Origin of the sequence: Runella sp. CRIBMP, assembly GCF_009905605.1 — a bacterium.
Lineage (GTDB): Bacteria > Bacteroidota > Bacteroidia > Cytophagales > Spirosomataceae > Runella.
Map to the genome: position 1 here is coordinate 15,068 of NZ_JAAAKZ010000025.1, position 25,828 is coordinate 40,895.

Consider the following 25,828-nt stretch of genomic DNA (forward strand, 5'->3'; position numbering starts at 1 on the left):
TAAAAAACGAATTCAATGACTCGAAAAATCACGCTTAAAGGATTGTGGGAAGTCTTACTTAATTCATTCAACGGATTTTTAGACGACAATGTGACCAAACTCGGCGGCTCGCTGGCGTATTTTACCGTATTCTCGGTAGGACCGTTGTTGGTGGTTATCATTTCCTTTTCTGGAATTTTTTTGGGGCGCGAAGCCATCGAAGGGCAAATTTATGCGCAGCTAGACAGTTTTTTGGGCAAAGACACCGCCATAGAGTTACAGGAAATCATCAAGAAAGCTGCCATAAGTGGTAAAAGTACCACCGCTGCCGCCATCGGTATAGCAACTTTGTTGATAGGAACCACAGGTATTTTTGCCGAAATTCAGGACTCCATCAATAAAATATGGGGCATCAAAGCCAAACCAAAAAAAGGATGGCTCAAAATCATCCAAAACCGTTTTTTATCCTTTTCGGTCATTATCAGTCTTGGGTTTTTACTGGTGGTCTCATTGGCCGTCACTACCATCTTAGACGGATTCAACAATCGGTTGCAGGCCGCATTTCCTGAAGTCACGATTGTGGTGTTTTATATTCTTAATCAAGCGCTTACGTTCATCGTCATCAGCTTACTGTTTGCGGTTATTTTCAGGGTTTTGCCCGATGCCAAAATCAAGTGGCACGACGTATTGGCGGGCTCGATGCTCACTGCCCTTTTATTTATGCTCGGCAAGTTTGGTATTTCATTCTACATCAGTAAAACCAACATCGGCAGCATGTACGGTGCCGCTGGCTCGATGGCTATTTTGTTGGTTTGGATCTATTATTCTTCTTTGATTCTCTATTTTGGGGCCGAATTTACGAAGGCCTACGCCATGAAATTTGGCTCAGCCATTTATCCCAATGCGTACGCCATTACCGTCAAAGAAGTAGAGATTGAAAACGGCAAAGATTCTATCCAAACCAACGAAAAAAAAAAGAAAGAACTCATAGATAAGGGCTAGTAATCCAAGCATACCCTCATAACGCTCTTGCATCCCCGTGTAAAAATTCCCTCAATTTTCTTAAAACTTTCCTGACCTGTGTGACAATTATCACGGTAAGGCCCTTTTTGACCTTCTACTTTTGCAGAGTCATTCAACAACTCACTGCAAAAGAAAATGAGCTCAATTGAAATTTTTGGTTTTTCAGCCTCCATTTTTATAGGAATAAGTCTCGGGCTTATCGGTGGCGGCGGGAGCATTCTCACTTTACCCGTTTTAGTTTATTTATTGGGCATCAACCCTGTTCTTTCAACGGCGTATTCCCTTTTCGTGGTCGGTACTACTTCATTGGTTGGTTCGGTCAATTATATGCGCAAAGAATTGGTCAATTATCGCGCCGCGCTGGTCTTTGCCGTTCCTTCTTTTATCACCGTTTTTCTAACCCGCAAATACCTCGTTCCTGCCATTCCTGACTCGTTATTTTCGGTGGGTGGATTTGAAGTTACCAAAAATATCGGCATCATGATATTTTTTGCCATAGTGATGTTGGCCGCTTCGTATTCAATGATTAAAGAGAAGAAAAAGACTAAAAACAAAGAAACTGGCGAGTTGAAATTCAACTACCCTGTCATTGGGCTTGAAGGGGCCGTTGTGGGAGCATTAACGGGCCTCGTGGGGGCGGGCGGCGGTTTTTTAATTATCCCTGCCTTGGTGGTTTTAGCGCATTTGCCCATGAAAATGGCCGTAGGAACTTCACTGCTTATCATTGCCGCAAAATCACTCATCGGCTTTATCGGCGACGTATCCAACCTTCCCGTCGATTGGCCATTTCTGCTTGAATTTACCGCTTTCTCCGTCGTCGGAATCTTCGTAGGCTCTTACCTTTCAAAATTCGTCCCGAGCGAAAAACTCAAAAGAGCGTTTGGCTGGTTTGTACTCGTGATGGGCATCGGGATTATTTCAAAAGAAATTTTCTTTAAATAATCAAACAAAATGTGGGTTATGTAATAATTGTCACAGTACGGAGCATCCCCTCATTCTAACTTTGTATCATTAATTCAACAATACTAATCTTAACACAACACAACCATGTTCTTTCAACACATTTATGACAAAACCCTAGCCCAAGCGAGTTACCTTATCGGTTGCCAAAGAACGGGTGAGTCCATGGTCATTGACCCCAAAAGAGATGTAGATACGTACCTTGAAATTGCCAAACAAAACGGTTTGCGCATCACCCATATCGCCGAAACCCACATTCACGCCGATTTTCTTTCAGGAGCCCGCGAATTAGCCGCAATCACTGGCGCCAATATGTACCTTTCTGATGAAGGCGGCGAAGATTGGGAGTATGAATTTGACCACATCGGTCTGAAAAACGGGAGTGTTATTAAGGTAGGAAACCTTACATTTGAAGTCATTCACACCCCTGGCCACACCCCAGAAAGTATTAGTTTCTTACTTACCGACAACCCCGCAAGTACCAAACCAGTGATGCTGTTTACGGGCGATTTTGTTTTTGTAGGTGATATCGGTCGTCCCGATTTATTGGAAAAAGCCGCAGGCATGAAAGGAACACAAGACGCAGGTGCGCTTCAAATGTACAATTCCATCCAAAAATTTGCCGCTTTACCCGATTATTTGCAGGTATGGCCCGGCCACGGAGCGGGTTCGGCCTGTGGCAAAGCCCTCGGCGCTGTTCCTAGCTCAACGGTGGGTTACGAAAAAATCAGGAATTGGGCGTTTCAGCACGACGATGACCAAAAAGGATTTGTGGATTACCTGCTCGCCGACCAACCCGAGCCACCCAAGTACTTTGCCATGATGAAAAAACTCAACAAAGTAGCGCGACCGTTGCTTACGCAGGTACCAACACAAACAAAACTTTCAGGCGATGCTGTAAAAGCCGCCATGGAAAAAGGCATCAAATTGATTGATACCAGAAATAAAGTTGATTTTGCCCAAGGTTTTATTCCTGGAAGCATCAACATTCAGGGAAACAACGCCTTTGCTACATGGATGGGCTGGTTTGTAAATTACGAAGAGCCGTTTATTTTGGTGGCCAACGACAACCAAGTCGAAGACCTCACCCGCAAATTGATGCGCATTGGTTTAGACAACGTACTTGGTTATATTGACGACGTAAACGCTCTCGAAATCCCGCTCCAAAAAAGCGAAATCATCGAAATCGACGAATTCAAGTCTTACCTCAACCGCGAAGATACGCAGGTAATCGACCTGCGCGGGGTGTCGGAATACAATACCGAACACATCGAGGGAGCCGAGAATATTTTTATCGGCACGATTCTCTCCAATTTGGATAAAATCAGTAAAGATAAGCAAGTGGTTATCCATTGTCAGGGTGGAGACCGGGCCGCTATTGGGTATTCTCTTTTGGTCAAAAACGGATTCAAAAATGTAAAAAACTATTCGGCAGGCATGAACGAATGGATCGCGAAAGGAAATCCAACTGCAACCGAATTGGTCGAAGCTGCCGCTTGTTAACCCGCTTTATTTTCATTAAATCCCCGATGCCACCACGTCGGGGATTTTTTTGTGGGTTTTAGAGTCTATTAAATGACATAAAAGCTGACATCAATCAGTATTTCTGTGTGCTAAAAGTTACAGAAAAGGCTACCAACAGGCGGTAATTTTGTTCTATTAAATCAGCAAAATAAACTTCCTCAAAAGACATGAAAGTAGAACAAATTTACACGGGTTGTTTGGCCGAAGCCGCCTATTACATTGAATCAAACGGCGAAGCCGCCGTCATCGATCCTCTTCGTGATACCAAAGCCTACGTAGAGCGCGCCAAAAAAGAAGGCGTTGACATAAAATACGTGTTCGAAACCCACTTCCACGCCGATTTTGTCTCGGGACACATTGATTTATCCAACGCTACGGGCGCCACCATTGTTTTTGGACCCACCGCCAAGCCCGCATACACAGCCTACGTTGCCAAAGACGGGGAAGAATTTCAGTTGGGCAATGTAAAAATCAAGGCCATTCATACGCCCGGCCATACGATGGAATCAACCTGCTTTTTGTTGATTGATGAAAACGGTAAAGAAACGGCCATTTTCACGGGCGATACCCTGTTTATCGGGGATGTAGGCCGCCCCGATTTGGCGCAGCACGTCAATAGTGATTTGACGGAAGAAAAACTGGCGGGGCATCTTTACGATTCTCTCCGCACCAAAATCATTCCGTTGGCCAACGACATTATCGTCTATCCAGGCCACGGTGCAGGCAGCGCTTGCGGTAAGAAAATGAGTAAAGAAACCACCGACACCCTCGGCAACCAGAAGTTGTTTAATTATGCGCTCAATTTGAATCTGACCAAAGAACAATTCATAAAAGAAATTCTGAAGGGGTTGGTTCCTCCCCCCGCCTACTTTCCTCAAAATGTATTGATGAACATTCAAGGCTACGAATGCCTCGAAGATGTCATGCAGCGTGGAAGTCAGGCATTGACACCTGCCGCTTTTGAAGCCGCCGCCAACGAAACCGAAGCCCTGATTTTGGACGTTCGCGAAGCCCAAACTTTTGCCAAAGGATTTATTCCAAATGCCATCAATATCGGCCTTAACGGGCAGTTTGCTTCGTGGGTAGGTACGCTTATTCCCGATTTAAAACAACCGATTTTATTGGTAGCCGAAGCGGGCAAAGAGGAAGAAACCATCACGCGTTTGGCCCGGGTGGGCTACGACAACTGCATCGGCTACTTGCAGGGCGGCATGGCCGCTTGGCAAGCAGCTGGTCTGGAGTTGGACAGCGTCACATCTATTTCGGCCCAAACGTTTTCAGATTTGTTTACCGAAAACCCATCCCTGACGGTGTTTGATGTGCGTAAAAAGAGCGAATACGAGGCCGAGCACGTGGTTGGCGTTGAAAATTTACCGCTGGATTTTCTGAATGACCACATGGCCCAAATTCCAACCGACAAAACCTTTTATGTTCATTGTGCGGGTGGGTATCGCTCCATGATTGCGATTTCGATTTTAAAAGCCCGGGGCTTTGATAATTTGGTGGATGTAGCGGGTGGTTTTGCGGCCCTCCAAAGCGTGGGAAAACTACCTTTGACGGAATACGTCTGTCCTTCTACTTTATTGTAAATCAACCACTTCCTTTGCAAGAGAGAGCGATTTATTCGTTCTCTCTTTTTTGTGTAACATATATCACGATGTAAGAAAGTAATAACCCCGATTTTTGTGATAAAATCAACCTAAGAATGAAAAATATGCTCAACAATTGGCAACTTTGGCTCATGGCAAGTCTGACGTTAGGATTGGCTCCTTTTCTTCCGGAGCCGCACTTATTTGGTAAAATTCGATGGATACTCGGCGGAGCCGTGGGTATGAAACCCATGGATTGGTTTGATTTTTTTTTACATTTAACCCCTTGGCTTTTGCTCCTACGAAGTATCGCGCTAAAATGGATAAAATAGCGCAACCTTAACCACTCGTTAGGTGAAACTCCCTACATTTAACTCACTATTTTCATATTTTACATATTCATTTTTTTATTCAATTTTTTCATTGATATGTAACATATATCACATTGAAAGAAACTGAATACCGCTAATTTTGTCCCACCGCCTTTCACAACACTTTGGCAATCATGGAGTTCAACAACCTCGTAGAAACGTTACTACGCTCGCTCAAAATTCTATTAGTCTTACTACTGACCTCGGCCAGTTTAATGTTCTTTTTAGGATATATTCTGATCGTTGGTGATTCCAATTCAAACGATAATGCGCCCATTGTTGAGCAAAACAATTATGTAAAGCCCGATTCAAACTTTGTGGGTCTTTGGCCTGGCCCCGCCGATTGGCAAAAGTCAAAATTCAACCCAGAACAACAAAAGTTAATCAATTATGGCAAAGCGCTCATTGCCCACACGGCTGATTATCTGGGGCCCAAGGGCAGCGTAAAGCCTATTTCTAACGGCATGAATTGCCAAAACTGCCATTTGCAAGCGGGTGCACAGCCTTGGGGCAACAACTATTTTGCCGTGCAGTCTACCTATCCCAAATTTCGCGAACGGTCGGGAACAAGCGAAAATCAAGTAAAACGCGTTAGCGATTGCTTTGAGCGTAGCCTCAACGGAAAAGCCCCCGACTCGACCAGCCGCGAAATGAAGGCCATTTTGGCCTACATCGAATGGTTAGGGACGGGAGTTCCCAAAAATAAAGCACCCAAAGGCTCAGGAATTTATAAGCTCAAAGGACTCAAAAGAGCCACAGACCCCGTTTTGGGGAAAGTAGTGTATGAACAAAAATGCCAAAGTTGCCATCAGGCAAAAGGCGAAGGTGTATTGGCCGCCGACGGTAAAAGCTATACGTTTCCGCCGCTTTGGGGCCCCAACAGCTACAATATCGGCGCGGGTTTGTACCGCATTTCCAACTTTGCGGGCTATGTAAAATACAACATGCCTTTTGGAGTCACCTACAAAAATGCCCAACTCACCGACGAAGAAGCCTGGGACGTAGCTGCCTATGTTAATTCCATGCCCCGACCTACCAAAGACTTAAGCAAGGATTGGCCCAATATCGACGGCAAGCCCTTCGACCATCCGTTTGGCCCTTACTCCGACCCATTTACCGAAACCCAGCATAAATATGGCCCTTACAAGCCCATCAAGGATTGGAAAGAAAAACACAAAGCCAATAAATCCAAAAAGCCTAGCCTCGCCTCCCTATGAAATCACTCCTTTTTATTTTTGCCTTAACGGGTATTTTGTTTGTAAATCAGGCCATTGGACAAACACCGGAGAAAGAACATCGCATCGTATTTCACTTGGCCTCCGCTGACACCCTTGTGCATAAAGCACTCGTTAAACAACTAGGAAACGTCTTAGATTATTGGAAAACCGCCAAAATCGAAGTTGTTGTTCACAATGCTGGGGTAGGTTTTATGAAAAAAGACGAAGCCATCCTGAGCAAAGAAATTGAACTTCTGAAAGAACGTGGAATCGTCTTTGCCGTGTGTGAAAATAGCCTTAAACAACGAAAAATAGCCAAAAACCAGATTTTACCAGCGGCCATTTTTGTCCCCGTCGGGCTGGCAGAAATTGTACTCAGGCAAGAGGAAGGTTGGTCTTACATCAAAGCGGGATTTTAACTTAAACCTTTATAAACAATGCCTTCTCGCCGCAAATTCCTCCAATCAGGTTTGTTTACAGGGGCCATTTTGGGAAGTACACCTCCCCTGTCGGCTTCTGAAGAAAACACAAATTCCGAAAAAGGTAACCACCCCAAAAACGGAACAATTACATTCTTACAAACCACCGACGTCCACTGCCAGCTTCACCCCCACGATGAGCTTTTTTGGGAGAACAACCAACTTACATTTCGTAAAGCAGGAGGCTACGCACATTTGGCTACGGCCTTAGATGTATTGCGAAAACCAAACCCGTCGAATACCATCGTCATGGATACGGGCGATATGTTTCAGGGCAGTATGCTTGCCGTCAAAACTACGGGAAAAGCGTTTGTTCCGCTGTTAAATGCGCTCAATTATGACCTGTATCTTCCTGGAAACTGGGAAGTGGTGTACAACAAACAAAACATGCAGCACCTGATGGGCGGGCTACTGACGCCCAAAGTCTGCGCCAATATGTACCACGACGCAGGCGACGGCAAACGGGGAAATCTCATTTTTCAACCCTACCAGATTTTCAACCGATTGGGGATTAAAATCGGTTTTTTGGGATATACCGACCCGTTGGTTCCGATTCGTCAATCTCCCATGTACAGTAAAGGAATTATTTACACCAAACCCGAAGAAAGCCTAAAAGAATACGTGACATTGTTAAAAGAGCAAGAACAATGCGATTTTGTAATTTTACTTTCGCATTTAGGGCTTAGCCAACAAATTGCTTTGGGCAACAACACTGACTGTAAAGGAGTTGACTATATTTTTGGGGCTGATACGCACGAACGGGTACGAAAACCCATTCAGGCTGAATACACCAAAATTGTAGAACCGGGCGCTTTTGGTTCATTCATCGGAAAACTCGACTTGCGCGTTAAAGATGGAAAAATCACGGGAGATTCATACGAACTTATTGAAGTTGACCCTAAAAAATATCCCGCCAAAAAGGAAGTACAGGAGTTAATAGAACAAATTGAAAAACCGTACCGGGCCGAAATAAATCGTGTTATTGGGTACAGTACTTTACCCTTATACCGAAATTTTGTGGTCGAAAACACAATCGATACCTTAATTGTGGACGCCCTCAAATGGAAGGTTAATTCAGATATAGCCTTGTCAAACGGTTTTCGTTTTTGCCCACCCCTAACCGCGGGCAAAGATGGAAAAGTGGCCATCACCGAAGGTTATCTTTTTGACATGCTCCCCATTGATTCTAACGTCAAAACAGCCAAAGCAACGGGCCAACAACTCATAGAATGGCTCGAAAAAGAATTGCAAAACGTATTTGCCCAAGATGCATCCAAACGTTTTGGAGGCTGGTTGATACGGTTTAAAGGGATGAAGATAGAATTTAAAGCAAAGGAAAGAGTGGGTCAACGGGTGCAAAAAGTAACCATTGGCGGTGAGCCTCTCAATCTTGACAAAACCTACACCTTGTGCGCCTGCGAACGCGACGGTGACCCCGATGACATGCTTTGTCGCCTTAAAGGAGTGAAAGAAGCAAGGCTTACTTCCTATACCTTGCATACAGTGATGAAAGAATATTTGCGGGAATTTTCTCCAGTTACGCCCGCTTTACGCCACGATGCCACCATCTTAGACGCTCCTCAGAATCTTTTAAGTCAAGTTTTTGGGGTAGATTATACCTTTAGGTAACATTTGTCACGGAAGGGCCTTTTTCTTACCTGTACTTTTGTAATGTTATTTCAAAACACGAGGCAGAGAAGAAAATGAATCGCACTTTTTATATTTTAATATTGTTGTCAGGTATGTTAAGTCGTGTTTATGGACAAGGCATACATAGTCACCGAGAAATAGAAAAAGATACCAATACGTTGAACCACTTTTTTTCCAACGGACGCTTTTACGGTCATGCCCGGTCTTATTGGTCAGGCACCGTAAACGACGGCAATCTGAGTGATGCTTATGCATGGGGGGCTGGGGCTGGAATTGGCTACGAAACGCCCAAATTTTTTAAGCGTTTTCAACTCGGTTTAAGTGGTTTTTTTATGTTTAACATCAAATCCACTGACCTCGCCAAAGCCGACCCACAAACAGGACAAGTCAACCGCTACGAGATTGGCCTCTTTGACATTGAGCGCCCCAACGACCACGAAGATTTGGACCGATTGGAGGAGTTATTTATCAAAACCCACTTCGGTAAAAAATCGGTCGTTACCATCGGTCGGCAAATCCCCCTGTCGCCCTTTATCAATCCTCAAGATGGACGCATGAGACCCACCCTGACCGAAGCCGCCGTGGTAGATATCAATGAATGGTCAAACCTCAAACTCCACGGCGAATACATTTGGCGGATTTCTCCCCGCTCTACCGTTCGGTGGTTTGAAGTGGGTGAAAGTATGGGCATTTATCCCGTAGGAGTCGATATAAACGGGAAACCCTCTCAGTACAAAGGAAATACGGAATCAAAAGGAGTCGGGATTTTAGGCGCAACGTACCGTAAAAAACAATGGTCGATTGAGCTTTGGGATACCTACCTTGAAAACATAACTAACACGGGGTTTCTGAAAGCCGAATGGAAGTCAAAAACCGAAGCAGGCAAAAATTGGTTTATAGGAAGTCAATTAGTTAGGCAAAATGCATTGGGTAATGGTGGAAATCCAGACCCGTCGCAGGCTTATACTCAACCTAGAGCAACGTCAACGGTGATTTCGGGCCGAATCGGGCGGCAATCTGCCAAATTTGATTGGTACGTAAATGCCACCCGAATCACCGCCGAAGGTCGGTACCTCATGCCGCGAGAATGGGGCCGCGAACCTTTTTATACGTTTATGCCCCGCGAACGAAACGAAGGTTTTGGGGACATAACGGCTACCAGTATCAATACTTTTTATAAACCTCGGAAAAACCTAAAAATTGAAATCAGCGGCGGGTATTTCCAACTACCCGATATCAAAAATTTCGCACTTAACAAATACGGTATGCCTTCGTACTCTCAAATTAACTTAGGCATCACGTATCAATTTGAAAAATACTTGAAAGGATTAAACGCCCTACTTTTGGTTGTTCGAAAAGATGAAATTGGCGAAACATACCAAAACGACCGCTATGTATTCAACAAAGTAAATATGTCTCACTTCAACTTAATTCTCAATTATCACTATTAATTAACATTCGCATGCAACAATTCATTGAACTGATTCGTCAACCTTGGCCGTGGTACGTGGCTGGGCCGCTGATTGGGCTGACTGTCCCCACATTATTATTGATTGGAAACAAATCTTTTGGTATTTCATCCTCACTGCGTCACATTTGCGCCGCCTGTTTTCCCGCCAATATTTCCTTTTTTAAGTATGATTGGAAAAAAGAAATCTGGAATTTGGTCTTCGTACTCGGCGTATTTTTTGGAGGAATGATTGCCACCAACTTTATGGAAAACCCCAACGCTTTCCAACTTTCAACCAACACAATGGCTGATTTGCGGACGTTAGGAATTCAGGATTTTTCGGGATTGATGCCCGCCGACTTGTTTAGCATGGAAGCACTCTTCTCCCTGAAAGGATTCATTTTCTTTGTTTTAGGTGGTTTTATGGTTGGTTTTGGCACACGCTATGCGGGTGGATGTACTTCGGGTCACGCAATCATGGGGTTGTCAAATCTCCAGATTCCGTCTCTCATCGCAACCTGCTGTTTTATGATTGGCGGTTTTACCATGACTCACTTACTAATGCCCATTATTTTCAAATTATTTTAATTGAAACCCAACACATTAAAGCATACAACAATGAGTTTTCAACAAGTTTCTCCTCCCATTGAGCAAGATGAACAGCCCTTCGCCTGTGAAGCTCCCAATGACATGGCACAACCCGAAAGTTGGGTCAGTAATATCAAATACCTGATTGTCGGGGTTCTTTTTGGGATTGTTTTTGTCAAAGCCGAAATCATTTCTTGGTTCCGTATTCAGGAAATGTTCCGCTTGCAAAGTTTCCACATGTACGGCGTTATTGGTAGCGCCGTAGTGGTTGGAATGGTTTCAGTATTTTTGATTAAAAAATTCAATATCAAGACATTATCTGGCGAAACTATTCAGTTTCACCCCAAGAAATTCCAGCGAGGACAAATCTACGGTGGCCTTATTTTTGGTTTAGGCTGGGCCATTACGGGCGCTTGCCCTGGGCCTCTATTTGCTCAAATCGGCAGTGGTTATATGGCCGTGATTGTCACGTTATTGAGCGCCGTGGCAGGAACCTGGGCCTATGGGTATTTTAGGGATAAATTACCTAATTAAGCCCTAAAAAAATACCGCAAAAAAAGACAGCGAATCTACGCCAAAATGTGCGCTAGACTCGCTGTCTTTTTTCAATATTAATTAATGAAAAATTATTCTGCTTTCATCACTTTCAACGTCAGACTTTTACCATTTGACTGAACGTTGAGCAGGTACGAGCCTGCCGCCAATTGAGGAACAGAGAGGGTTTGACGATGGGCGTTACTACCGCTCACAAATCGGCTCGATACAGCCACACTTCCCTGCACATTCAGCAATTGCCACTCAACCGTTTTACCAGCCATTCCTTTCACCAAAAGGGTCAATTCTCTTCCAATCACAGGGTTGGGCGCAATCGCCGCCCACACATTAGCATCAGAAGAATCATCTGGGTCAAAGGTTTCTGCTCCTACTCTACCGTTGCAGTTTTTGGCCAAAACAACTGCTGAGCCGTTCATGTTAGCGTCACAACCCGTGGCGGCGTTGATGGCGTCAACTGTGTACGTACCAGCAAGTTGCAACCCAAAACTAATAGCGCTACCAGTTCCTGCCACCAGAATTCCCGTACTTACATTATTTTTCTTGAGCAAGTAATTGACCCCTGATTCAGAATCCTCCATACCCACTTCTACCCCCGCACTACCCACGCAGTAATTTCCACCACCCGACACCTTAAATTTATCGGGGCGACTGTTGGTGTAAATAATGGCCTCTCCCGTCATTGCCGATGTACAGCCAGTCGTTGAAGTCGCAGAAACCGTATAAGCACCCTGCTCGGTCTGCGTAAATGTCAAAGAGCTACCTGTGCCCGCTACTGCGCTGCCCACTGGCGAGCCATTGCGGAGGAGTTGATAATTTACGTTGGTTTGCGAACCGCTCAGTGTAATAGTGAATGATGGCACAACTCCATTTCCATTGTTTCCGCTGCATTTTCCACCACCGCCCGAAACGTTGAACACTGAAGGTACAAGCGGAGCAGCATTAACCACAACGGGGTTGCTTGCATAGGTTGTAGAGCAAGATGTATTGGCTTTGGAGCGCACTACAAGGGTATAATTTCCCGAAGACAAACCGCTAAAAGTATTTGATTCCTGCCAACCTATATTATTCAAATTGTACTCCAACGTACCTGTACCCGTGGCGGTAATTACAACGCTGCCCGTAGCGGTCAAACAAGTAGGTTGGGTTACTACTACGTTAGTGATTGTGGGCGGAGTGCACAAATTCAGTCCGACCAAAACAGGGTCGTGGTCGGAAGCCCGGTAAGGCTCAGTGCTGTACAATGAAGCAACAAGACCTGCTGTTTTAAATTCTGTGTTATAGTCTAAAACGGTGGGCTCGTCTGCATTGATGTGCCATTTTTCGGTCCCCGTTACCTGTGAGGCCAAGGCAGAACTTCCAAGGGCGTGGTCAAGCGAACCAAGTTGTCCGTCAAAGACGTATGAATACGAAGTCAAAGGAAGAAGATTTCCGAAACCCGCATTGGCAAAAGCAGTTAGTGGGTCTTCTTTGGCGTACGCATTCAAATCACCAAGAATAAGGTAATCAGGGTCGGTTGCGCCCGTAGGATTTGTCGATAACCACGCGGCTACATCCTGTGCCTGACGTGTACGTGTTCCGTTGGAGAAGCCTTGTCCGTCGCCAGAATCGGTATCTCCTGCACCGCCTGAACTGCTACCCTTTGATTTAAAATGGTTTACTACAGCCGTAAACACTTCTCCCGTTGAAACCTGCTGGAATGTTTGCGCCAACGACCGTCTTCCTACTACCGTGAACGAACCCGTACCAAAATCAAAAGGAATGGCTTTAGAATCGCCAACTGGGCTGACCGTAGCAGGTTTATAAATCATTGCAACGGTTATTTCGTCAGTAGAAATGTTGCCTGAATTGATAAAATTATAGGTGCCCGCACCCGCAATTCCGTTTAATCCATTCACTAAATCCTGAATAGCGCTCGTGGCTCCAAAACCGTCATTTTCAATTTCCATCAAACCAATTACATCAGCTCCTGAAGTAATAATTGCGTTCAGAATTTTATCCCGTTGACGATTAAATTCGGTAACATTGTCCGCTCCGCGTGAAGTAGGAAACCCACCGCCCGAACCGTTACCGTTGAAATAGTTGAGCACGTTAAAGCTAGCCACTTTCAATGTGCCACCCAGGGCGGGAGGCGTAGCTGGGCGGGCATTAGTCGCCACAAAATTAGGGCTGGTCAAGGTCTGGATTCGGTAGCCTTCAAAACGATGGTCTAACACCCCCACCACACTCACGACCTCGTCGCCCGTGCGGAGGGTATTGGAAGCGCTGAGGGGATTTCCACCTCGACCAAAAATGATAGGGTCAGGGTTTTGTGAACCAACGCCATCATCCAAATAAATCTTTCTTTTGGCAATCTGGGCCAGATAATCAGAATAACCTGCTACGCTTGGCGTATTAAACTGCGTGTATTGATCTAAACGGGCGTCGGTGCCAGGTTGATTGCTGTCACCGTTTGCGGAGAGCACAAGTTGTCCGAAACGGCCCAATTGAAACAGCTCTGTCACGGTAAGATTTCCCGTGGCGGCGCTCAACTCCACAAGCATTCCTTCATAGCGCTCCAAGTCGCTGACGTCAGATACAGGTAATTGTACGTTGGTAATAGCAGGTAACGTAGCCGCACCCGCATTCTGTACACTCACCAATTCGTTCAATTGGGTTAAGCTGCTTCCGCTTGAGGTAAATTCTGCCGCTTTACCCGTTACTTTTACTTTATCACCGATGTTACCGTTGAAAAGTTGGGCGGGGTCAAAAACAAAAATCCCCTCAGAAGTGGCTGGATTGCCGTCGGTATCGGCATCTTCTTCCTGTACATAAAAACCGTTCAAACGTGTTGAACCAAGAAAAGTACGCGTTACAATGCCTTCAATGGCAACCGTTGTGCCAGCAAAAGGCGTCGTTGCGCCACTTCCTTGAATTTCGTGTATTTTGGAAACTGCAATATCATCATTTTGAATGGTTCCCTGCCCTTGTGTATCACCCGCAGTTGCACCAGTTACGTTGGTTACATTAACAAAAAAAGTTTCGTTTGGCTCGGTTGTTTCGTCGCCATTTACTACCACTTCAAAACTGTAACTGTTTGAGCCTTGAGGAATGGTTTGTCCAGTCAATGATTTTGTTACATAATCACTGCTCGAACTAGCGGTATTATCGGCGGTTGCAATATCAAACGTAACTCCACCTGCTCCCGCAGCTACACTCAAACTTACGGTAAATGAATAAGTAGTGGTGCCGGTATTACCTTCCACTTTAGAAACGTCATTGATGTTGAGCGTAGGCGTCACGGGACCGCAAGTAGCGGTGTGCGTTCCTAAGCCACCAAATGTGTCGTTGGCAAAGCCATCCCATTCGGTGGCAGGGTCAAATGCATTACTTCCGTTTACTTCACCACCACAGATGGCTGCTTTCCGACGAAGGGTATTGTCGGCGGTAGAGGTTAGCCCCGATCCCCATTCGGTCCCAGGGTCATTTCCAATTATACCAATTACGTCAATAATTGTAGTGCCTTTGCGAAGCACAACCACATCGTCACCGTTGAACCAACCAGCGCCATTGGTTTGATCAGCTTGGGCCAATATAGCCGCATTAGAAGAGGCCTGAGCAATAACAAAAACATCATTACTAGCGACCGTCCCCGTTAAATTAATGGTTAGTCCCGCAGAAGCACTACCGTTAAAAAACATCTGAATATTATAACCGCCAGTCGCTAGATTTATAGAACTACCAGTACCGTTATAAATTTCAATCGCTTTGTTGTTGCTACTTCCTTCAACGTATTCAGAAATGAACAATTCGGTAGGTGCCTGCGACCGCGAAACCGTTGAAACCGTTAGCAATAAGGCTAAAAGGCAAAAAGAGCCTAAATGCTGAAGCCAACGTAAGGGATTTAAAGGGGGTAGTAAAAGTGAAGTCATAAATGGTTTTTTAGAACGTTGGATTTGAGTGAAGTAAAATTATGTATTTCGCGAAAATACGAACAGTTATATTATCAAAATATAAATTCTAAAAAATAATATACCTAATAGTCATACTTAAAAGGCTTTATCATTTCACCAAAATCCCTCCTAAGTATAAAAACTGCTTCTCGTATAACTTAGGGTTGTTTATTTTGTTATTGCGTTTTTGCAAAATCAACGCTTTATCAAGCTTTTCAGGGGAAACTTTTATGGTTACCTCATGATTTCCCTCTTTTAAACCGTTAATAATGGTATAATTCATCCGGTAGTAGGTCGCATACTCATCAAAACGATTGATGTAACGAGGCGGCTCATTGTCAATATATACTCTAATTTGCCCACTACTCGGCCCTATCACATCCACGATTCCAAAACTTGTTCCCTTAAAACGTACCTTGATGTACTCCGAAGTGTCATCAGAAGCAATAACGGAGGTCAGAAGCGAGGCGTAAGCTTTTCCCACCACGACTGAATCGACACGTGGCCAACCCGAACTTTTTTCGATTTTATCCAGCGCCAAAAGGCTTGCTTTTTCTAAATTGTTAGGCATTAACGCCTTTTTCAACTTGTGTTTGCCTTTTTTCCCAACCGATTGAAGCTGAATGAGGTGTTTTTTTACGGCGTCTGCATATACCTTATGCCCTGTTTCAGGGAAAGGATGCACTCCATCCGCCGAAAAAACCATTGGGTCAGTAGTAGAACCAGCCTTACCTTGAAGCACCATTTTTCCCTCAGCAATTAAGTTCACCGCAGGAAAAGCCATTGAAATTGAGGGGATTTGGTAATAATCGGCGACGCCTTCCATCGCTGATGCAGAAACGGGGAATGTACCCCGCTGATAAAATTCCAACTGCGGGCGGGAGAAAGTATACACAAAACAAATATCAATGGAGCGGTTTTGTTGCCAAATTTGGCGAACAATTCCTTCCATTGATTCCTTCACATCCTGCGCCGATTTTCCATTGTCATTGACGGCAAATTCCACAAAAACCAAATCAGGAGCATATTGCAGAACGTGGTTTTGCAAGCGATAAGCCCCAAAATCTGAGCCTGTTCCACCGATGGCAGCCATGATTTCCACAAATTGTGCTTGGGGATAGTTGCTTTGCAACCATTGGAATGTTTTAGTGCGCCAACCATGATCGGCCCGGGTAATACTCCCACCCAAATAGGCCACTTTTACGGCTTGGCCTTTCTGTATTTTATCAAAAAAATGAGGCAAACCTGCGCGATAGGTTGCCTCAACGGAATTGACCAAAGTTTCGGTTTGTGCAATGGTGTCTGGAGCAAAAAGTACTGAATACAGTACAAAAAGAAGTTTTCTCATTACGTTTGGGAAAATACCGATAAATAACGTGTTAATTTTTATCCCAAATGTACTTCTAACTTCTATTTCTATCCGTCTTTCTCCATTAATTGTTCCTCATTCTGGTTTATTTAATCAACAAACTTGCGTTGACTAGTGGCATTTTCGGTCGGGAAATCTCTTGGAATGGGGATATCGACCTTACCAGTAGCGGCCCACTGAGCACCGCGTTGAAGGCAAGTGATAAAACCAACGCATTCGACCGAATAATCAACGTGTCCTAGCGGCGTATGAAAAACGCGCCCTTTGCCGTATTTGATGGTCATCAACATGGGTTCGTGGCGGTCAGTTCCGCGGTTATCTTTAGGAGAAAAAGCCGTGGCCAATACTTCCATATCTTCGGCGGGCCCGCGCAGGCGGTCATACATTTCATCTTTGGTGTGCATCCATTTCAGCGGCATTCCTTTCGTAATCGGGTGTTTGGAGTTTCTGACGGTGATTAAAAACTCTTTTTGTGCTCCATGAGAGCCTGCTTTACCAGCCTGCATATCCTTAACTAACTTTCCATTTTCATCGTAGTAAACAAAAGGGCCGTCTTTTTCGCTACGGTCGCCCCAGCCTCCTACCCCAATCATTCGGTTATAGGCGGGCCATTTCGGAAATGAATTATCGGCGGCATGGACGACCACTAAACCACCGCCATTGTTCATGAATTTCTCAAAATCAGCCTGCGTTTCGTCCGACCAAGGGGCGGCGTTCCAACCAAAATTACAAACCACTAAATCATATTTAGAAAAATCGGGATGAAAAGCGGAATCCATTTTGGCATTTGCCATTGCTTTGGTGGCAGGAAGTCCTTTGATTTTGTATTTATCAACGAGATCACCACCGTTCCAAGTGTAATAAGTACGTTGCACATCCACCGAAAATTTACCCGTTTCTTCCAAGTAATCTTTCATCATGTACGTTATTTTGGGCCACTGCTCGTGGTTATTTTGCCCGTCAACAATCAAAGTTTTGATGATTTTTGGACCTTTTTCTTTTTTGGATTGGGCTTGAGCATTTCCCCACCCCAGCGTGGTCAGAAGCACTAAAAAAACGTAAGTAGGTTTCATGAAAAAAGTGAATGGTTATAATTTCTAATCGATTAAATCTTCCTAAAAAACAGTATTTTTACTCAATACCCTTTACTTTCGGCAATGGGGCCCGTGGGCGCGCTACCATCGACTAATCCAAAACGACGATAAGCATCCTCCATAATGGCCGCCGTTGCGCTGGCTCCCAAACGCGCAACGCCCATTTCCTGCACTTTCAGAAGCCCGTCAAGAGTACGCACCCCACCCGCGGCTTTGACCAAAACCCCAGGCCCCACGTGGTCGAGCATCAAACGAAGGTCATGCTCCGTAGCGCCTTCGTAGCTGTACTTTCCGTCGCTGCCCTTCACAAAACCGTAGCCCGTGGAGGTCTTCACAAATTCAGCCCCAACTGCCGTACAAATTTCACAAAGTTTGATTTTAAAGGAATCTTCGGGCAAGAAATCATTCTCAAAAATCACCTTCAGAATGGCCCCGTGCTGCTTACAAGCCGTTAAAACGGCTTGTATTTCCTCTTGCACATAAGTCCAATCATTGGCCAATACCTTTCCGATGTTGACCACCATATCAATCTCAACAGCACCGTCCTTACAGGCCTGAACAGTTTCGGCGACTTTTATAGAAACGGTACTGTTACCGTGGGGAAAACCAATCACCGTACCTACCAAAACATCAGTACCTGCCAGCAACTTCGTGGCCATTTTGACCGCATAAGGCTTGATACAAACCGAGGCAACATCGTATTTTAGGGCCAGTTTACAACCTTCCAGTAGTTCTGCATCCGTCAGGGTTGGATGCAGTAGCGAGTGGTCAATCATTTTTGCAAGGCTGCGAATCTTTGCAGTGTTCATAACAATCAAGTTTAAAGTAAAATATCATTATAATGGGTCATTTCTGCAAAACAGTTATTCATTTACCATACAAGCGCTGACTTTGTAAATTTTCCCGTCTGTTTTTGTAAAAATATACAATTCACCGTTTAGCCCCTCTCCCAATCGAGCGTCTGGTTTGGCATGGCCTGTGAGTTCTCGTAAAGTTATTAACTTCTCATCAAGCATAAGCTCCAATTCATGAATGGTGGCCTGCTGTCCGATGCGTAACTGATTATTTTCGACGTAGAAAATACGGCCATTGGCTATGTCACCGAAAACATACTTGCCTTTAAGCGACGGAATGCTGTTTGAAGAATACACATATCCCCCCGAAATGGCATTGCCTTCGTCGTGGTCGTATTGAGCTACTGGATAAGTATACTTGGTTGGAGGCTCATTTTTGGGTAACTGATACACCAAATTCATTTTTCCGCGTGCGTTCATCACAAAAGTGCCTTCCCGCTCGGGCCATCCGTAATCAGCTCCTGGTTTGCCAATATTGATTTCTTCAATCTGGGTTTGGCCAATATCAGTAATCAACATTTTACCATCTGGTGTCCAAATGATGCGATTGGGATTTCTAAAACCACGGCAATACACTTCACCAACCGCGCCTTTGACTTTAACAAATGGATTTGACGCAGGAATTCCGTAGCGCCCGTTTTTACTATTTTTCCCTAATGGATTGATGCGTAATACGGAGCTCCAAACGTGCGTTTTATCATTGCATAAAAAAGCGAAACCATTTTCTGTAGCGCCCCCATCTCCCACTCCAATGTACAATAAACCATAGTCAGCACTCCCCGCCTTGGCTAAAGGATTGAACGTAATTTCTTGTACTCCGTGGATGGGTGAAACCATGTTGACCCGCATCAGCTCACGACCTTTGCCCGAAAAAGAATTGGCATTAGGATTTTCCATTTTCCATTCTCGGAGTACCCATTGTAAGGTTACTTTTATGGAGTCGGCGTAGCCAAAATCGGGCGTAGCAGCTTTTCCTTTTTCGGTATGGGTGGTGTAAAAAAGTCCATTACGGTAGAAATCAGGATGAAAAGCAAAGTTCCCAAATCCAGTCGCCAATCCTGGAGCGTGAATAAATTCAGGAATTTCTTTGGCAATATCCATAAACTCTACGAGTTGATTTTCAATTATTTCGTAGAGTTTCCCCCGCAAATCCACGATAAACAACCGGTCTTTTGCTCCCGCCAATTTCAACATCTTATTGATTCTGGCCAAGGGCAATTTTGCCGCTGTGGGGGGAGCGGTAGTTAGGTAATCTAATTTTAAGTGTAATCCAGATTTTTCAATTTTCTTGGGGATTGGATTGCTCACAGGCGTTCCTAAATGACTCGAAACAGAAGCGGTAGTTTCAGTTTTTCGTTTGGAATTAATAAACGACATAATTGCCTTAATGTCGGCTTCTGGTAATGTTGTAAAGGCTGGCATTACCTGCTTATATTCATCAAAAAGCATAGAAGCACGGGCATCACCGCTACTAATCATCTCGGGGGCATTTTGGATAAACTTTTTTAGCCATTCTGAGGGCACTACGGTTGTTACGGTCGAAAGTTCAGGTCCGATGCCCTTCTGCAAAAAGTTATGACACGCCGAACAGTTGTTTTCAAATAAAATCTGTCCTTTGGTAATTATTTTCTTATCGGTTGAATATTCGTCTTCAACTAATCTTTTTTGGGAGCTTTTCGAGGTTGTTTTATTTTCCCCTGCGTAGGAGGTCACGCCCAATAATGCGGTAAAAAATGATATAAAAATGAGCATTTTAGCTGGGTAAACCGAAGATATGAAAGCAGTGGGGTTGATAATTTTCATTAGATAATAAAAATAGTTGATTGAAGTATGGATAAAAAAAGGACATTTCTTAATGAAAGAAGATTTAGCCAAAAATCTCCCGAAAACGATTGCAAGATATTATTGGCGGCGTACAAGAATACTTGACATCATGCTTTACATACCTTCAAAAAAACAAAAAAGCTCTCTCGTTTAGGGAGAAAGCTTTCAGTAGATGAGTGTGAAAATGAGGGGTTACGGTTTCAAATCAGTTGTTTTAGTTTCTCTGCCCATTCAATCAATTTATCAACATCTTTCATTCTAACATCCGATGAGGCTGTGATTTTCTCAAATGCTTTTCTCAGCATTTTTTTCGTTTCTTCTACCTGTGCTTTGGGCTTATTTTTTACGAATAGAGTCGTTTCTTTTTCAGTGAGTATACCCTCTAGTTTCTCCGTTGAGTCAATGAGTTGGGTTTCCTGTGTCTTGGCTAATTTCTGAATATCAGCTTTACCAATCTTGATTTCACCGCTTAAAACCGCATTTTTAAGGTCATTATCTAGCTTATCAAGCCCTGCGGCAAATTCGGCGTCTCTTAGAATTGTATTTCTGCCAACTTTATATTCTTTGGCCAACTTTTCGGAGGTTGAAAGTGAATTTTTATCATAAGTCCCATTTTGGGAATTATGCTTTTCTCCGTCATTTTCACCATAAGTCCCACTCTGGGACTTATGGTCATTTCGGTCGTATTTACCTTTTTCAGTCTTCTCTAAATTATACCTGAGACCCCTAAAATAGGAAGTTTGTTGGGGGGTTAGGTTTCGACGACCCAACTGCAAATCTATCATGTAGTCTTTTACCTCCTTAAGGGACAAAAAAGGCATCAACTGAACGTTGAAATTAATGTTTCGGGCGGTGCAAATACGATAGCGATTGTGCCCATCTACCAATATGTAGGCGGGGGCATTGGGGGTGAGAGAAGAATCGTTAACCACCCCTTGAGTAGTTTCCCATAACAGTAGCGCGTCTTTACACCCGTTTTTAATGATATTTTGTTCCAGTTGATTAAGTTCATCCTCGGTAGGAGAGGGGATGAAACTGCGAAGTTCCTCTAAAATTTGAATGTTTTGCTTTATCTGTTCAGAAGTGATATAGCTGTTATTGAGTGCTTGTTTGGTTTTTTCGCCAATGGCGTTTTTGATGTTGAGCTTAGCCATAGGGATATTATTTTACAATTTGCAGATAATCAATAAACTCATTACAAAAATCACGGTAATTTTTCGCAGCCTCGGAGTTATCGGCAAATTTGGCAATGGGACGTTGTAAAATTTGTGATTTCTGAAAGTCTACTAGGTGTTTGATCTCTGTTTTAAAGACCCGAATCGGCACGTTCTCTTTCACGTTTTCTTTGATTCCGTCATGGACGCTGTTTTTCTTCACCATTGTAAACACTATGCCATCAACCTTCAATTCTGAGTTGAGGTTCGTCTTCACCTCCATAACGCGCTGTAGAAGCGAATTAAGGCCCTTTACGGCCGACATTTCGGGTAATAGTGTAATCAAACAGCTGTTGGATGCATTCATGGCCGAAATCGTCAGTTTATTGAGGGAGGGAGGGCAATCAATCAGTACGTATTCAAATTCCGTAAGTAAAGGTTGGAGTTTGTTTTTTAGACGTAAGTCGCCACCAACACTCAAAATAAGTTGAATCTCGGCATCGGCAAGCTCAATATCAGAGGGGGATAGATAAAGATTTTCAGATATTTCAATGATGGGTAGTAGTTGAGCGTGGTTTAGCAGCGCATGGGCTACCTGCACTTCTGGATTTTCTACACCAAGAATTTGACTGAGATTACCCTGTGGGTCTAGGTCGATAAGCAAGACTTTAAAACCTCTCCTAGCTAATGCTTCCCCTAATGAGGACGTTGTGGTTGTTTTTCCCACTCCCCCTTTGTGATTAATAATGGATATGACTCGGGCTTTTTCGTAAAGGGTGGATGAATAACCGTATTTGGTTAATATGGGGAAGAGCGCAGTCAGATGTTTTTCTGCTAGATTACGTGAACCCGTGAGTGCTTGGGCAATGGTTCCCTTCGGAATTCCTGCTTCTTTCTCCAAAGCCGATACGGTGAGGGCGGGGTTATGCTTCAAAAAATTTTCTACTTCTTTTTGACTTATCATACGATTGTTGATTTTGTCATTATTTTTTTACAAAAATAGTTAAAATAATAATGGTTAGTAAAAGTGTTTTGACAAAATGCGGTAAAAAGTAGTACAAGGTTTTGGATTTAAGGTCCAAAGCAGAATGTGGAAGTGAAAAGGGGGTAAACATGTGAAATAATAAATAAAACTAATTTCTTAGTTGACGCTCCAATCCATTTTTGAATGGAGCGATTTTTTGTTTTTTGTTTTGTTTTTTCTTGTCCCTTTTTTGTTTTTCCCTAGAAGAAAACTGCATTGATTTTGATTTGAAAAATTGGTTAAATTTTTATTTAGAAATTGATGATTAAAATATTGATGATTTAAGGGGCTTGCAACAATCTGATTATGAGGTAGTTATTGGGTCTAATTCTGTCAAAATGTAGTCTAATTCTGTCAAAATGTAGTCGAACTCTGTCAAAATGTAGTCGAACTCTGTCAAAATGTAGTCGAACTCTGTCAAAATGTAGTAATCTATTCTGTCAAAATGTAGTCGAATTCTGTCAAAATGTAGTCAAACTCTGTCATTAAAAATGTCAGACAGAAATAGTTGACAGAATTAGAAGTCATTGGTTTTTTTGTTGTGTTCTCAGAATAACAATTTTAAATTTTAGGAGTGAAAAGTGATATTTTTTATTTTTTTTAAGAAGTTGTTGAATGTGCGTTAAAAAAAATGAATCACCCCAAATCTAGTTTATTGCGCAAAGTCCTAATTCTGTCAAAATGTAGTCGATAAATAACTAGAATTTTATATAAAACTTTGATTATCAAACAATTATATATGGTATTGATTTTGAGAAGATGATTTTTATCCTAAAAAGTATAAAAAATGAAGGTTTTATGCGGGCAATTGTTCGCTAAAATGCGCTTTACAGTGAATAGAACGCGTTTTTTAGAGCTTTACTGCCTATATTTTAGTTCTAATTCTGTCAAAATGTAGCCCAATTCTGTCAAAAAAACGCAAATTCTGACACAGTTTTGTTTTGACATAAAAGATTTTTACCTTAGCTACCAGTAAGTAAAAAAGCAGTCAGCTTGTCCAAAAGAATGAAATTAAAGCACTACAATCGACAGCCTAATGGGGCAATCATGACTCGTCAAAACTTTTCACTATTGGAAAAGCGCGTTTTTTACATCGTGATGAACCAAATAACGGAAACGGATGCCGAATTAAAGCAGAATAAATATTTCAAAATACCCGCAAAACTCATCACTAATAATTATCGTCAGATGCTTGCAATGACGCAATCATTGATGCGAAATTGTCAGATTTGGCTCCGAAATGATGATGAAAAAGAATTTAGCGCCTATAATGTTTTTTCATCCGCGAAGTACAGTGCCAAGGAAGGCGTGTTTGAAATTGGCGTTTCGTACGAAGTACTTCCTCACATTGCAAAAATAAAAAGTGGCTACACCGAATACGAGCTGGCGATTGCTTTGTCGCTCAACAAAACGTATTCTCAGCGATTGTACGAGATTCTTTCCCGCTGGAAAAACTTTAACGGTGGGGCTTGGTCTGAAATCGCGGTGGATGACCTTAGAGAGTTGATTTCTGCCACCGAAGAAACATACGATGATTTCGGACAATTTAAGCGGCGAGTGCTAGACCCAAGTCAGGAAGAAATCTCCGCCAAAACTGACCTCGCGTTTACTTACCAAATCCACAAAACAGGCCGCAAAGTCACCCATATATCTTTTTTGATTGTAACGCAAGAATCAAAAGCATTGGCCGAGTTGCAAGAAATACGGGATGAATTGGGGCAAATGTCGATGGACGACCGATGGAAATATTTTCAGGAACGCCTCGGGGCGTATGATTTTACCAAGTCACAGCAAAATAAAATTGTGCAGGACGAAGAACTTGCCAACCGTTTTATCAACGCTGACATAGAAATACAAGCGGGCAAACGAAGTCCCAATAATCCAACCGCCTACATGGCGGTGGTGCTGGGATTTAGTGAAAACGGTAGGGTAAAAAAGACAAAATTGGGTTAGTATAAATGCTAAAATACAAGGTTTTTAAAATTGTTTTCTTTCAGATGGTTACGTTCTAAATATAGTACATAATCATCTGAAAGAGAGTAGCTTTTAATCAAATTCAACAACCGCTTTTATCACGCGTTCTTCGGGTGAATACAGTTTTGTAAAGGTTTCGTGCAGTGTGTCAAAGGCTAATCGGTGAGTGATGTACCCGTCGATGTTAACCAAGCCCGCCTTCAATAAGCGAATCAATTTTGTAAAATCTGTAGCCACTGCATTTCTGGAAGATTTAAGGGTAATTTCTTTGCGGTGAAAGAGCGGGTCGTGGAAAACAACGTCACCGATAAAAAGGCCGATGTATACAATTGTTCCGCCCTGTGCAACGTATTCGAAGCACTTTTGCATTGATTCTTTGTTGCCAGTGGCATCCAAAATCACCGTTGGTAAATCACCATTTAACAGTTCTTTAAGCGAATTTTCAACAACATCACTGAGTTTGATGCAGGAGACCGACGGAAACTTTTCGGCGATGTAATCCAATCGGTTTTGGTTCATATCCAACACCAGCACTTTGGCGGCTTTGAGCAAAGCCATCGCTACCGTTCCGATACCAATGGGGCCTGCACCCACTACCAGCACAATATCATCGGGTTGGATGTCGGCGCGCTCAACGGCATGACTGCCAATGGCCAAAGGCTCAATCATGGCAATCTGGTCGAGAGAGAGTTCATTGGCTGGAAAAACATGCTGGGCAGGGTAGCTGATGTATTCTTGCATGGCACCGTCTTCGTGGACCCCCAAAACACTCAGGGTACTGCCGCAATTGGTTTTGCCGCGTCGTACGGCCTGATCTATTTCCTTATTGCGGTACGGCATCACGGCACACCTATCGCCTATTTTTAAGTGGGACACATTTTCTCCCAGGGCAATCACCTCGGCGGCGATTTCGTGCCCCAAAATTCTCGGATACGAAAAAAAAGGCTGGTTGCCTTTGTAGGCGTGGAGGTCGGTACCGCAAACTCCCAAGCGTTTCATTTTCAGCAAAACATCGTTTGGTGCAGGAGGTTGGGGTGCTTCTAATTCAATTTTTTTGAGAACTTCGGGTTGCTCTAATACAATTGCTTGCATACGGATGAATGATAAACAGAAAGACCCTAAAAGAGCCTATCAGGGTTTGAAAAATGAATTTTGATTTTGGGTGTATTGAATTAGGGGCTTTAAATCTGCCGTAAATTACGGGCATTTTAATCATTTCAA

General features: G+C 43.4%; 20 protein-coding genes. 12 read left to right on the plus strand and 8 right to left on the minus strand.

Features of this window, described 5'->3' with window-relative positions:
- Nucleotides 1-15 precede the first annotated feature (15 nt).
- The 11 genes from GVN20_RS27690 (at nucleotide 16) to GVN20_RS27740 (ending at nucleotide 11,364) form a co-directional block, all read left to right on the plus strand.
- A complete protein-coding gene (locus tag GVN20_RS27690; RefSeq protein ID WP_166561453.1) occupies nucleotides 16-981 on the plus strand; it encodes a YihY/virulence factor BrkB family protein in 966 nt (321 codons plus the stop codon).
- A gap of 156 nt (nucleotides 982-1,137) precedes the next feature.
- Nucleotides 1,138-1,944 (plus strand): sulfite exporter TauE/SafE family protein, encoded by an 807-nt coding sequence (locus tag GVN20_RS27695; protein ID WP_166561454.1) that lies wholly within the window; start codon nucleotides 1,138-1,140, stop codon nucleotides 1,942-1,944.
- Between the two features lie 105 nt (nucleotides 1,945-2,049).
- Complete coding sequence (locus tag GVN20_RS27700; protein WP_166561455.1) at nucleotides 2,050-3,465, plus strand: rhodanese-like domain-containing protein; 1,416 nt, start codon at nucleotides 2,050-2,052, stop codon at nucleotides 3,463-3,465.
- Between the two features lie 188 nt (nucleotides 3,466-3,653).
- Nucleotides 3,654-5,075 carry a rhodanese-like domain-containing protein gene (locus GVN20_RS27705; protein ID WP_166561456.1) on the plus strand — a complete coding sequence of 474 codons (1,422 nt, stop codon included), beginning with the start codon at nucleotides 3,654-3,656 and terminating at the stop codon, nucleotides 5,073-5,075.
- A gap of 116 nt (nucleotides 5,076-5,191) precedes the next feature.
- Nucleotides 5,192-5,407 (plus strand): hypothetical protein, encoded by a 216-nt coding sequence (locus GVN20_RS27710; protein ID WP_166561457.1) that lies wholly within the window; start codon nucleotides 5,192-5,194, stop codon nucleotides 5,405-5,407.
- A gap of 173 nt (nucleotides 5,408-5,580) precedes the next feature.
- A complete protein-coding gene (locus GVN20_RS27715; protein WP_166561458.1) occupies nucleotides 5,581-6,663 on the plus strand; it encodes a c-type cytochrome in 1,083 nt (360 codons plus the stop codon).
- On the plus strand, nucleotides 6,660-7,082 hold the full coding sequence (locus GVN20_RS27720) for a DsrE family protein (RefSeq protein ID WP_166561459.1): 423 nt from the start codon (nucleotides 6,660-6,662) through the stop codon (nucleotides 7,080-7,082). Before GVN20_RS27715 ends, GVN20_RS27720 begins: the two co-directional genes overlap by 4 nt.
- Nucleotides 7,083-7,100: 18 nt before the next feature.
- Complete coding sequence (locus GVN20_RS27725; protein ID WP_166561460.1) at nucleotides 7,101-8,771, plus strand: bifunctional UDP-sugar hydrolase/5'-nucleotidase; 1,671 nt, start codon at nucleotides 7,101-7,103, stop codon at nucleotides 8,769-8,771.
- 113 nt (nucleotides 8,772-8,884) lie between these two features.
- Nucleotides 8,885-10,243: an OprD family outer membrane porin gene (locus GVN20_RS27730; protein ID WP_229599215.1), complete on the plus strand. Its 1,359-nt coding sequence runs from the start codon at nucleotides 8,885-8,887 to the stop codon at nucleotides 10,241-10,243.
- Nucleotides 10,244-10,254: 11 nt separating this feature from the next.
- On the plus strand, nucleotides 10,255-10,830 hold the full coding sequence (locus GVN20_RS27735) for a YeeE/YedE family protein (protein ID WP_166561462.1): 576 nt from the start codon (nucleotides 10,255-10,257) through the stop codon (nucleotides 10,828-10,830).
- Nucleotides 10,831-10,860: 30 nt separating this feature from the next.
- Nucleotides 10,861-11,364: a DUF6691 family protein gene (locus GVN20_RS27740; protein ID WP_166561463.1), complete on the plus strand. Its 504-nt coding sequence runs from the start codon at nucleotides 10,861-10,863 to the stop codon at nucleotides 11,362-11,364.
- A 92-nt stretch (nucleotides 11,365-11,456) separates the two neighbouring features.
- On the opposite strand, the gene GVN20_RS27745 is transcribed toward GVN20_RS27740, so the two are convergent.
- The 7 genes from GVN20_RS27745 to GVN20_RS27775 all read right to left on the minus strand — a co-directional run bounded on the left by GVN20_RS27745 (nucleotide 11,457) and on the right by GVN20_RS27775 (nucleotide 22,573).
- On the minus strand, nucleotides 11,457-15,293 hold the full coding sequence (locus GVN20_RS27745) for an ExeM/NucH family extracellular endonuclease (RefSeq protein WP_166561464.1): 3,837 nt from the start codon (nucleotides 15,291-15,293) through the stop codon (nucleotides 11,457-11,459).
- Nucleotides 15,294-15,423: 130 nt separating this feature from the next.
- Nucleotides 15,424-16,662 carry an SGNH/GDSL hydrolase family protein gene (locus GVN20_RS27750; RefSeq protein WP_166561465.1) on the minus strand — a complete coding sequence of 413 codons (1,239 nt, stop codon included), beginning with the start codon at nucleotides 16,660-16,662 and terminating at the stop codon, nucleotides 15,424-15,426.
- 110 nt (nucleotides 16,663-16,772) lie between these two features.
- A complete protein-coding gene (locus tag GVN20_RS27755; RefSeq protein WP_166561466.1) occupies nucleotides 16,773-17,756 on the minus strand; it encodes a ThuA domain-containing protein in 984 nt (327 codons plus the stop codon).
- A gap of 62 nt (nucleotides 17,757-17,818) precedes the next feature.
- Complete coding sequence (deoC, locus tag GVN20_RS27760; protein WP_166561467.1) at nucleotides 17,819-18,586, minus strand: deoxyribose-phosphate aldolase; 768 nt, start codon at nucleotides 18,584-18,586, stop codon at nucleotides 17,819-17,821.
- A gap of 54 nt (nucleotides 18,587-18,640) precedes the next feature.
- Nucleotides 18,641-20,434 carry a PQQ-dependent sugar dehydrogenase gene (locus GVN20_RS27765; RefSeq protein WP_206023390.1) on the minus strand — a complete coding sequence of 598 codons (1,794 nt, stop codon included), beginning with the start codon at nucleotides 20,432-20,434 and terminating at the stop codon, nucleotides 18,641-18,643.
- Nucleotides 20,435-20,655: 221 nt separating this feature from the next.
- The gene (locus GVN20_RS27770; protein ID WP_166561468.1) at nucleotides 20,656-21,609 is read right to left on the minus strand and encodes a hypothetical protein; all 954 of its coding nucleotides are present in this window, start codon (nucleotides 21,607-21,609) and stop codon (nucleotides 20,656-20,658) included.
- A 7-nt stretch (nucleotides 21,610-21,616) separates the two neighbouring features.
- Nucleotides 21,617-22,573: a ParA family protein gene (locus tag GVN20_RS27775; protein ID WP_166561469.1), complete on the minus strand. Its 957-nt coding sequence runs from the start codon at nucleotides 22,571-22,573 to the stop codon at nucleotides 21,617-21,619.
- 1,065 nt (nucleotides 22,574-23,638) lie between these two features.
- Here GVN20_RS27775 and GVN20_RS27780 point away from each other — a divergent pair.
- Entirely contained in the window at nucleotides 23,639-24,586 is a 948-nt protein-coding gene (locus GVN20_RS27780; RefSeq protein WP_166561470.1) for a replication initiation protein, read from the plus strand.
- A 93-nt stretch (nucleotides 24,587-24,679) separates the two neighbouring features.
- Here GVN20_RS27780 and GVN20_RS27785 read toward each other — a convergent pair whose 3' ends face one another.
- Nucleotides 24,680-25,699, minus strand: coding sequence for a zinc-binding alcohol dehydrogenase family protein (locus GVN20_RS27785; protein ID WP_166561471.1), 1,020 nt, complete (start codon nucleotides 25,697-25,699; stop codon nucleotides 24,680-24,682).
- Between the last annotated feature and the right edge of the window lie 129 nt (nucleotides 25,700-25,828).

What these genes read in the sequence shown, in the direction of transcription:
- GVN20_RS27730 (WP_229599215.1), top strand. Translation starts at nt 8,885, where the DNA reads ATGTTAAGTCGTGTTTATGGACAAGGCATACATAGTCACCGAGAAATA.
- GVN20_RS27765 (WP_206023390.1), bottom strand. Translation starts at nt 20,434, where the DNA reads ATGAAAATTATCAACCCCACTGCTTTCATATCTTCGGTTTACCCAGCT.
- GVN20_RS27695 (WP_166561454.1), top strand. Translation starts at nt 1,138, where the DNA reads ATGAGCTCAATTGAAATTTTTGGTTTTTCAGCCTCCATTTTTATAGGA.
- GVN20_RS27720 (WP_166561459.1), top strand. Translation starts at nt 6,660, where the DNA reads ATGAAATCACTCCTTTTTATTTTTGCCTTAACGGGTATTTTGTTTGTA.
- GVN20_RS27785 (WP_166561471.1), bottom strand. Translation starts at nt 25,699, where the DNA reads ATGCAAGCAATTGTATTAGAGCAACCCGAAGTTCTCAAAAAAATTGAA.
- GVN20_RS27745 (WP_166561464.1), bottom strand. Translation starts at nt 15,293, where the DNA reads ATGACTTCACTTTTACTACCCCCTTTAAATCCCTTACGTTGGCTTCAG.
- GVN20_RS27755 (WP_166561466.1), bottom strand. Translation starts at nt 17,756, where the DNA reads ATGAAACCTACTTACGTTTTTTTAGTGCTTCTGACCACGCTGGGGTGG.
- GVN20_RS27725 (WP_166561460.1), top strand. Translation starts at nt 7,101, where the DNA reads ATGCCTTCTCGCCGCAAATTCCTCCAATCAGGTTTGTTTACAGGGGCC.
- deoC (WP_166561467.1), bottom strand. Translation starts at nt 18,586, where the DNA reads ATGAACACTGCAAAGATTCGCAGCCTTGCAAAAATGATTGACCACTCG.
- GVN20_RS27750 (WP_166561465.1), bottom strand. Translation starts at nt 16,662, where the DNA reads ATGAGAAAACTTCTTTTTGTACTGTATTCAGTACTTTTTGCTCCAGAC.
- GVN20_RS27705 (WP_166561456.1), top strand. Translation starts at nt 3,654, where the DNA reads ATGAAAGTAGAACAAATTTACACGGGTTGTTTGGCCGAAGCCGCCTAT.
- GVN20_RS27770 (WP_166561468.1), bottom strand. Translation starts at nt 21,609, where the DNA reads ATGGCTAAGCTCAACATCAAAAACGCCATTGGCGAAAAAACCAAACAA.
- GVN20_RS27715 (WP_166561458.1), top strand. Translation starts at nt 5,581, where the DNA reads ATGGAGTTCAACAACCTCGTAGAAACGTTACTACGCTCGCTCAAAATT.
- GVN20_RS27775 (WP_166561469.1), bottom strand. Translation starts at nt 22,573, where the DNA reads ATGATAAGTCAAAAAGAAGTAGAAAATTTTTTGAAGCATAACCCCGCC.
- GVN20_RS27735 (WP_166561462.1), top strand. Translation starts at nt 10,255, where the DNA reads ATGCAACAATTCATTGAACTGATTCGTCAACCTTGGCCGTGGTACGTG.
- GVN20_RS27690 (WP_166561453.1), top strand. Translation starts at nt 16, where the DNA reads ATGACTCGAAAAATCACGCTTAAAGGATTGTGGGAAGTCTTACTTAAT.
- GVN20_RS27740 (WP_166561463.1), top strand. Translation starts at nt 10,861, where the DNA reads ATGAGTTTTCAACAAGTTTCTCCTCCCATTGAGCAAGATGAACAGCCC.
- GVN20_RS27700 (WP_166561455.1), top strand. Translation starts at nt 2,050, where the DNA reads ATGTTCTTTCAACACATTTATGACAAAACCCTAGCCCAAGCGAGTTAC.
- GVN20_RS27710 (WP_166561457.1), top strand. Translation starts at nt 5,192, where the DNA reads ATGAAAAATATGCTCAACAATTGGCAACTTTGGCTCATGGCAAGTCTG.
- GVN20_RS27780 (WP_166561470.1), top strand. Translation starts at nt 23,639, where the DNA reads ATGAAATTAAAGCACTACAATCGACAGCCTAATGGGGCAATCATGACT.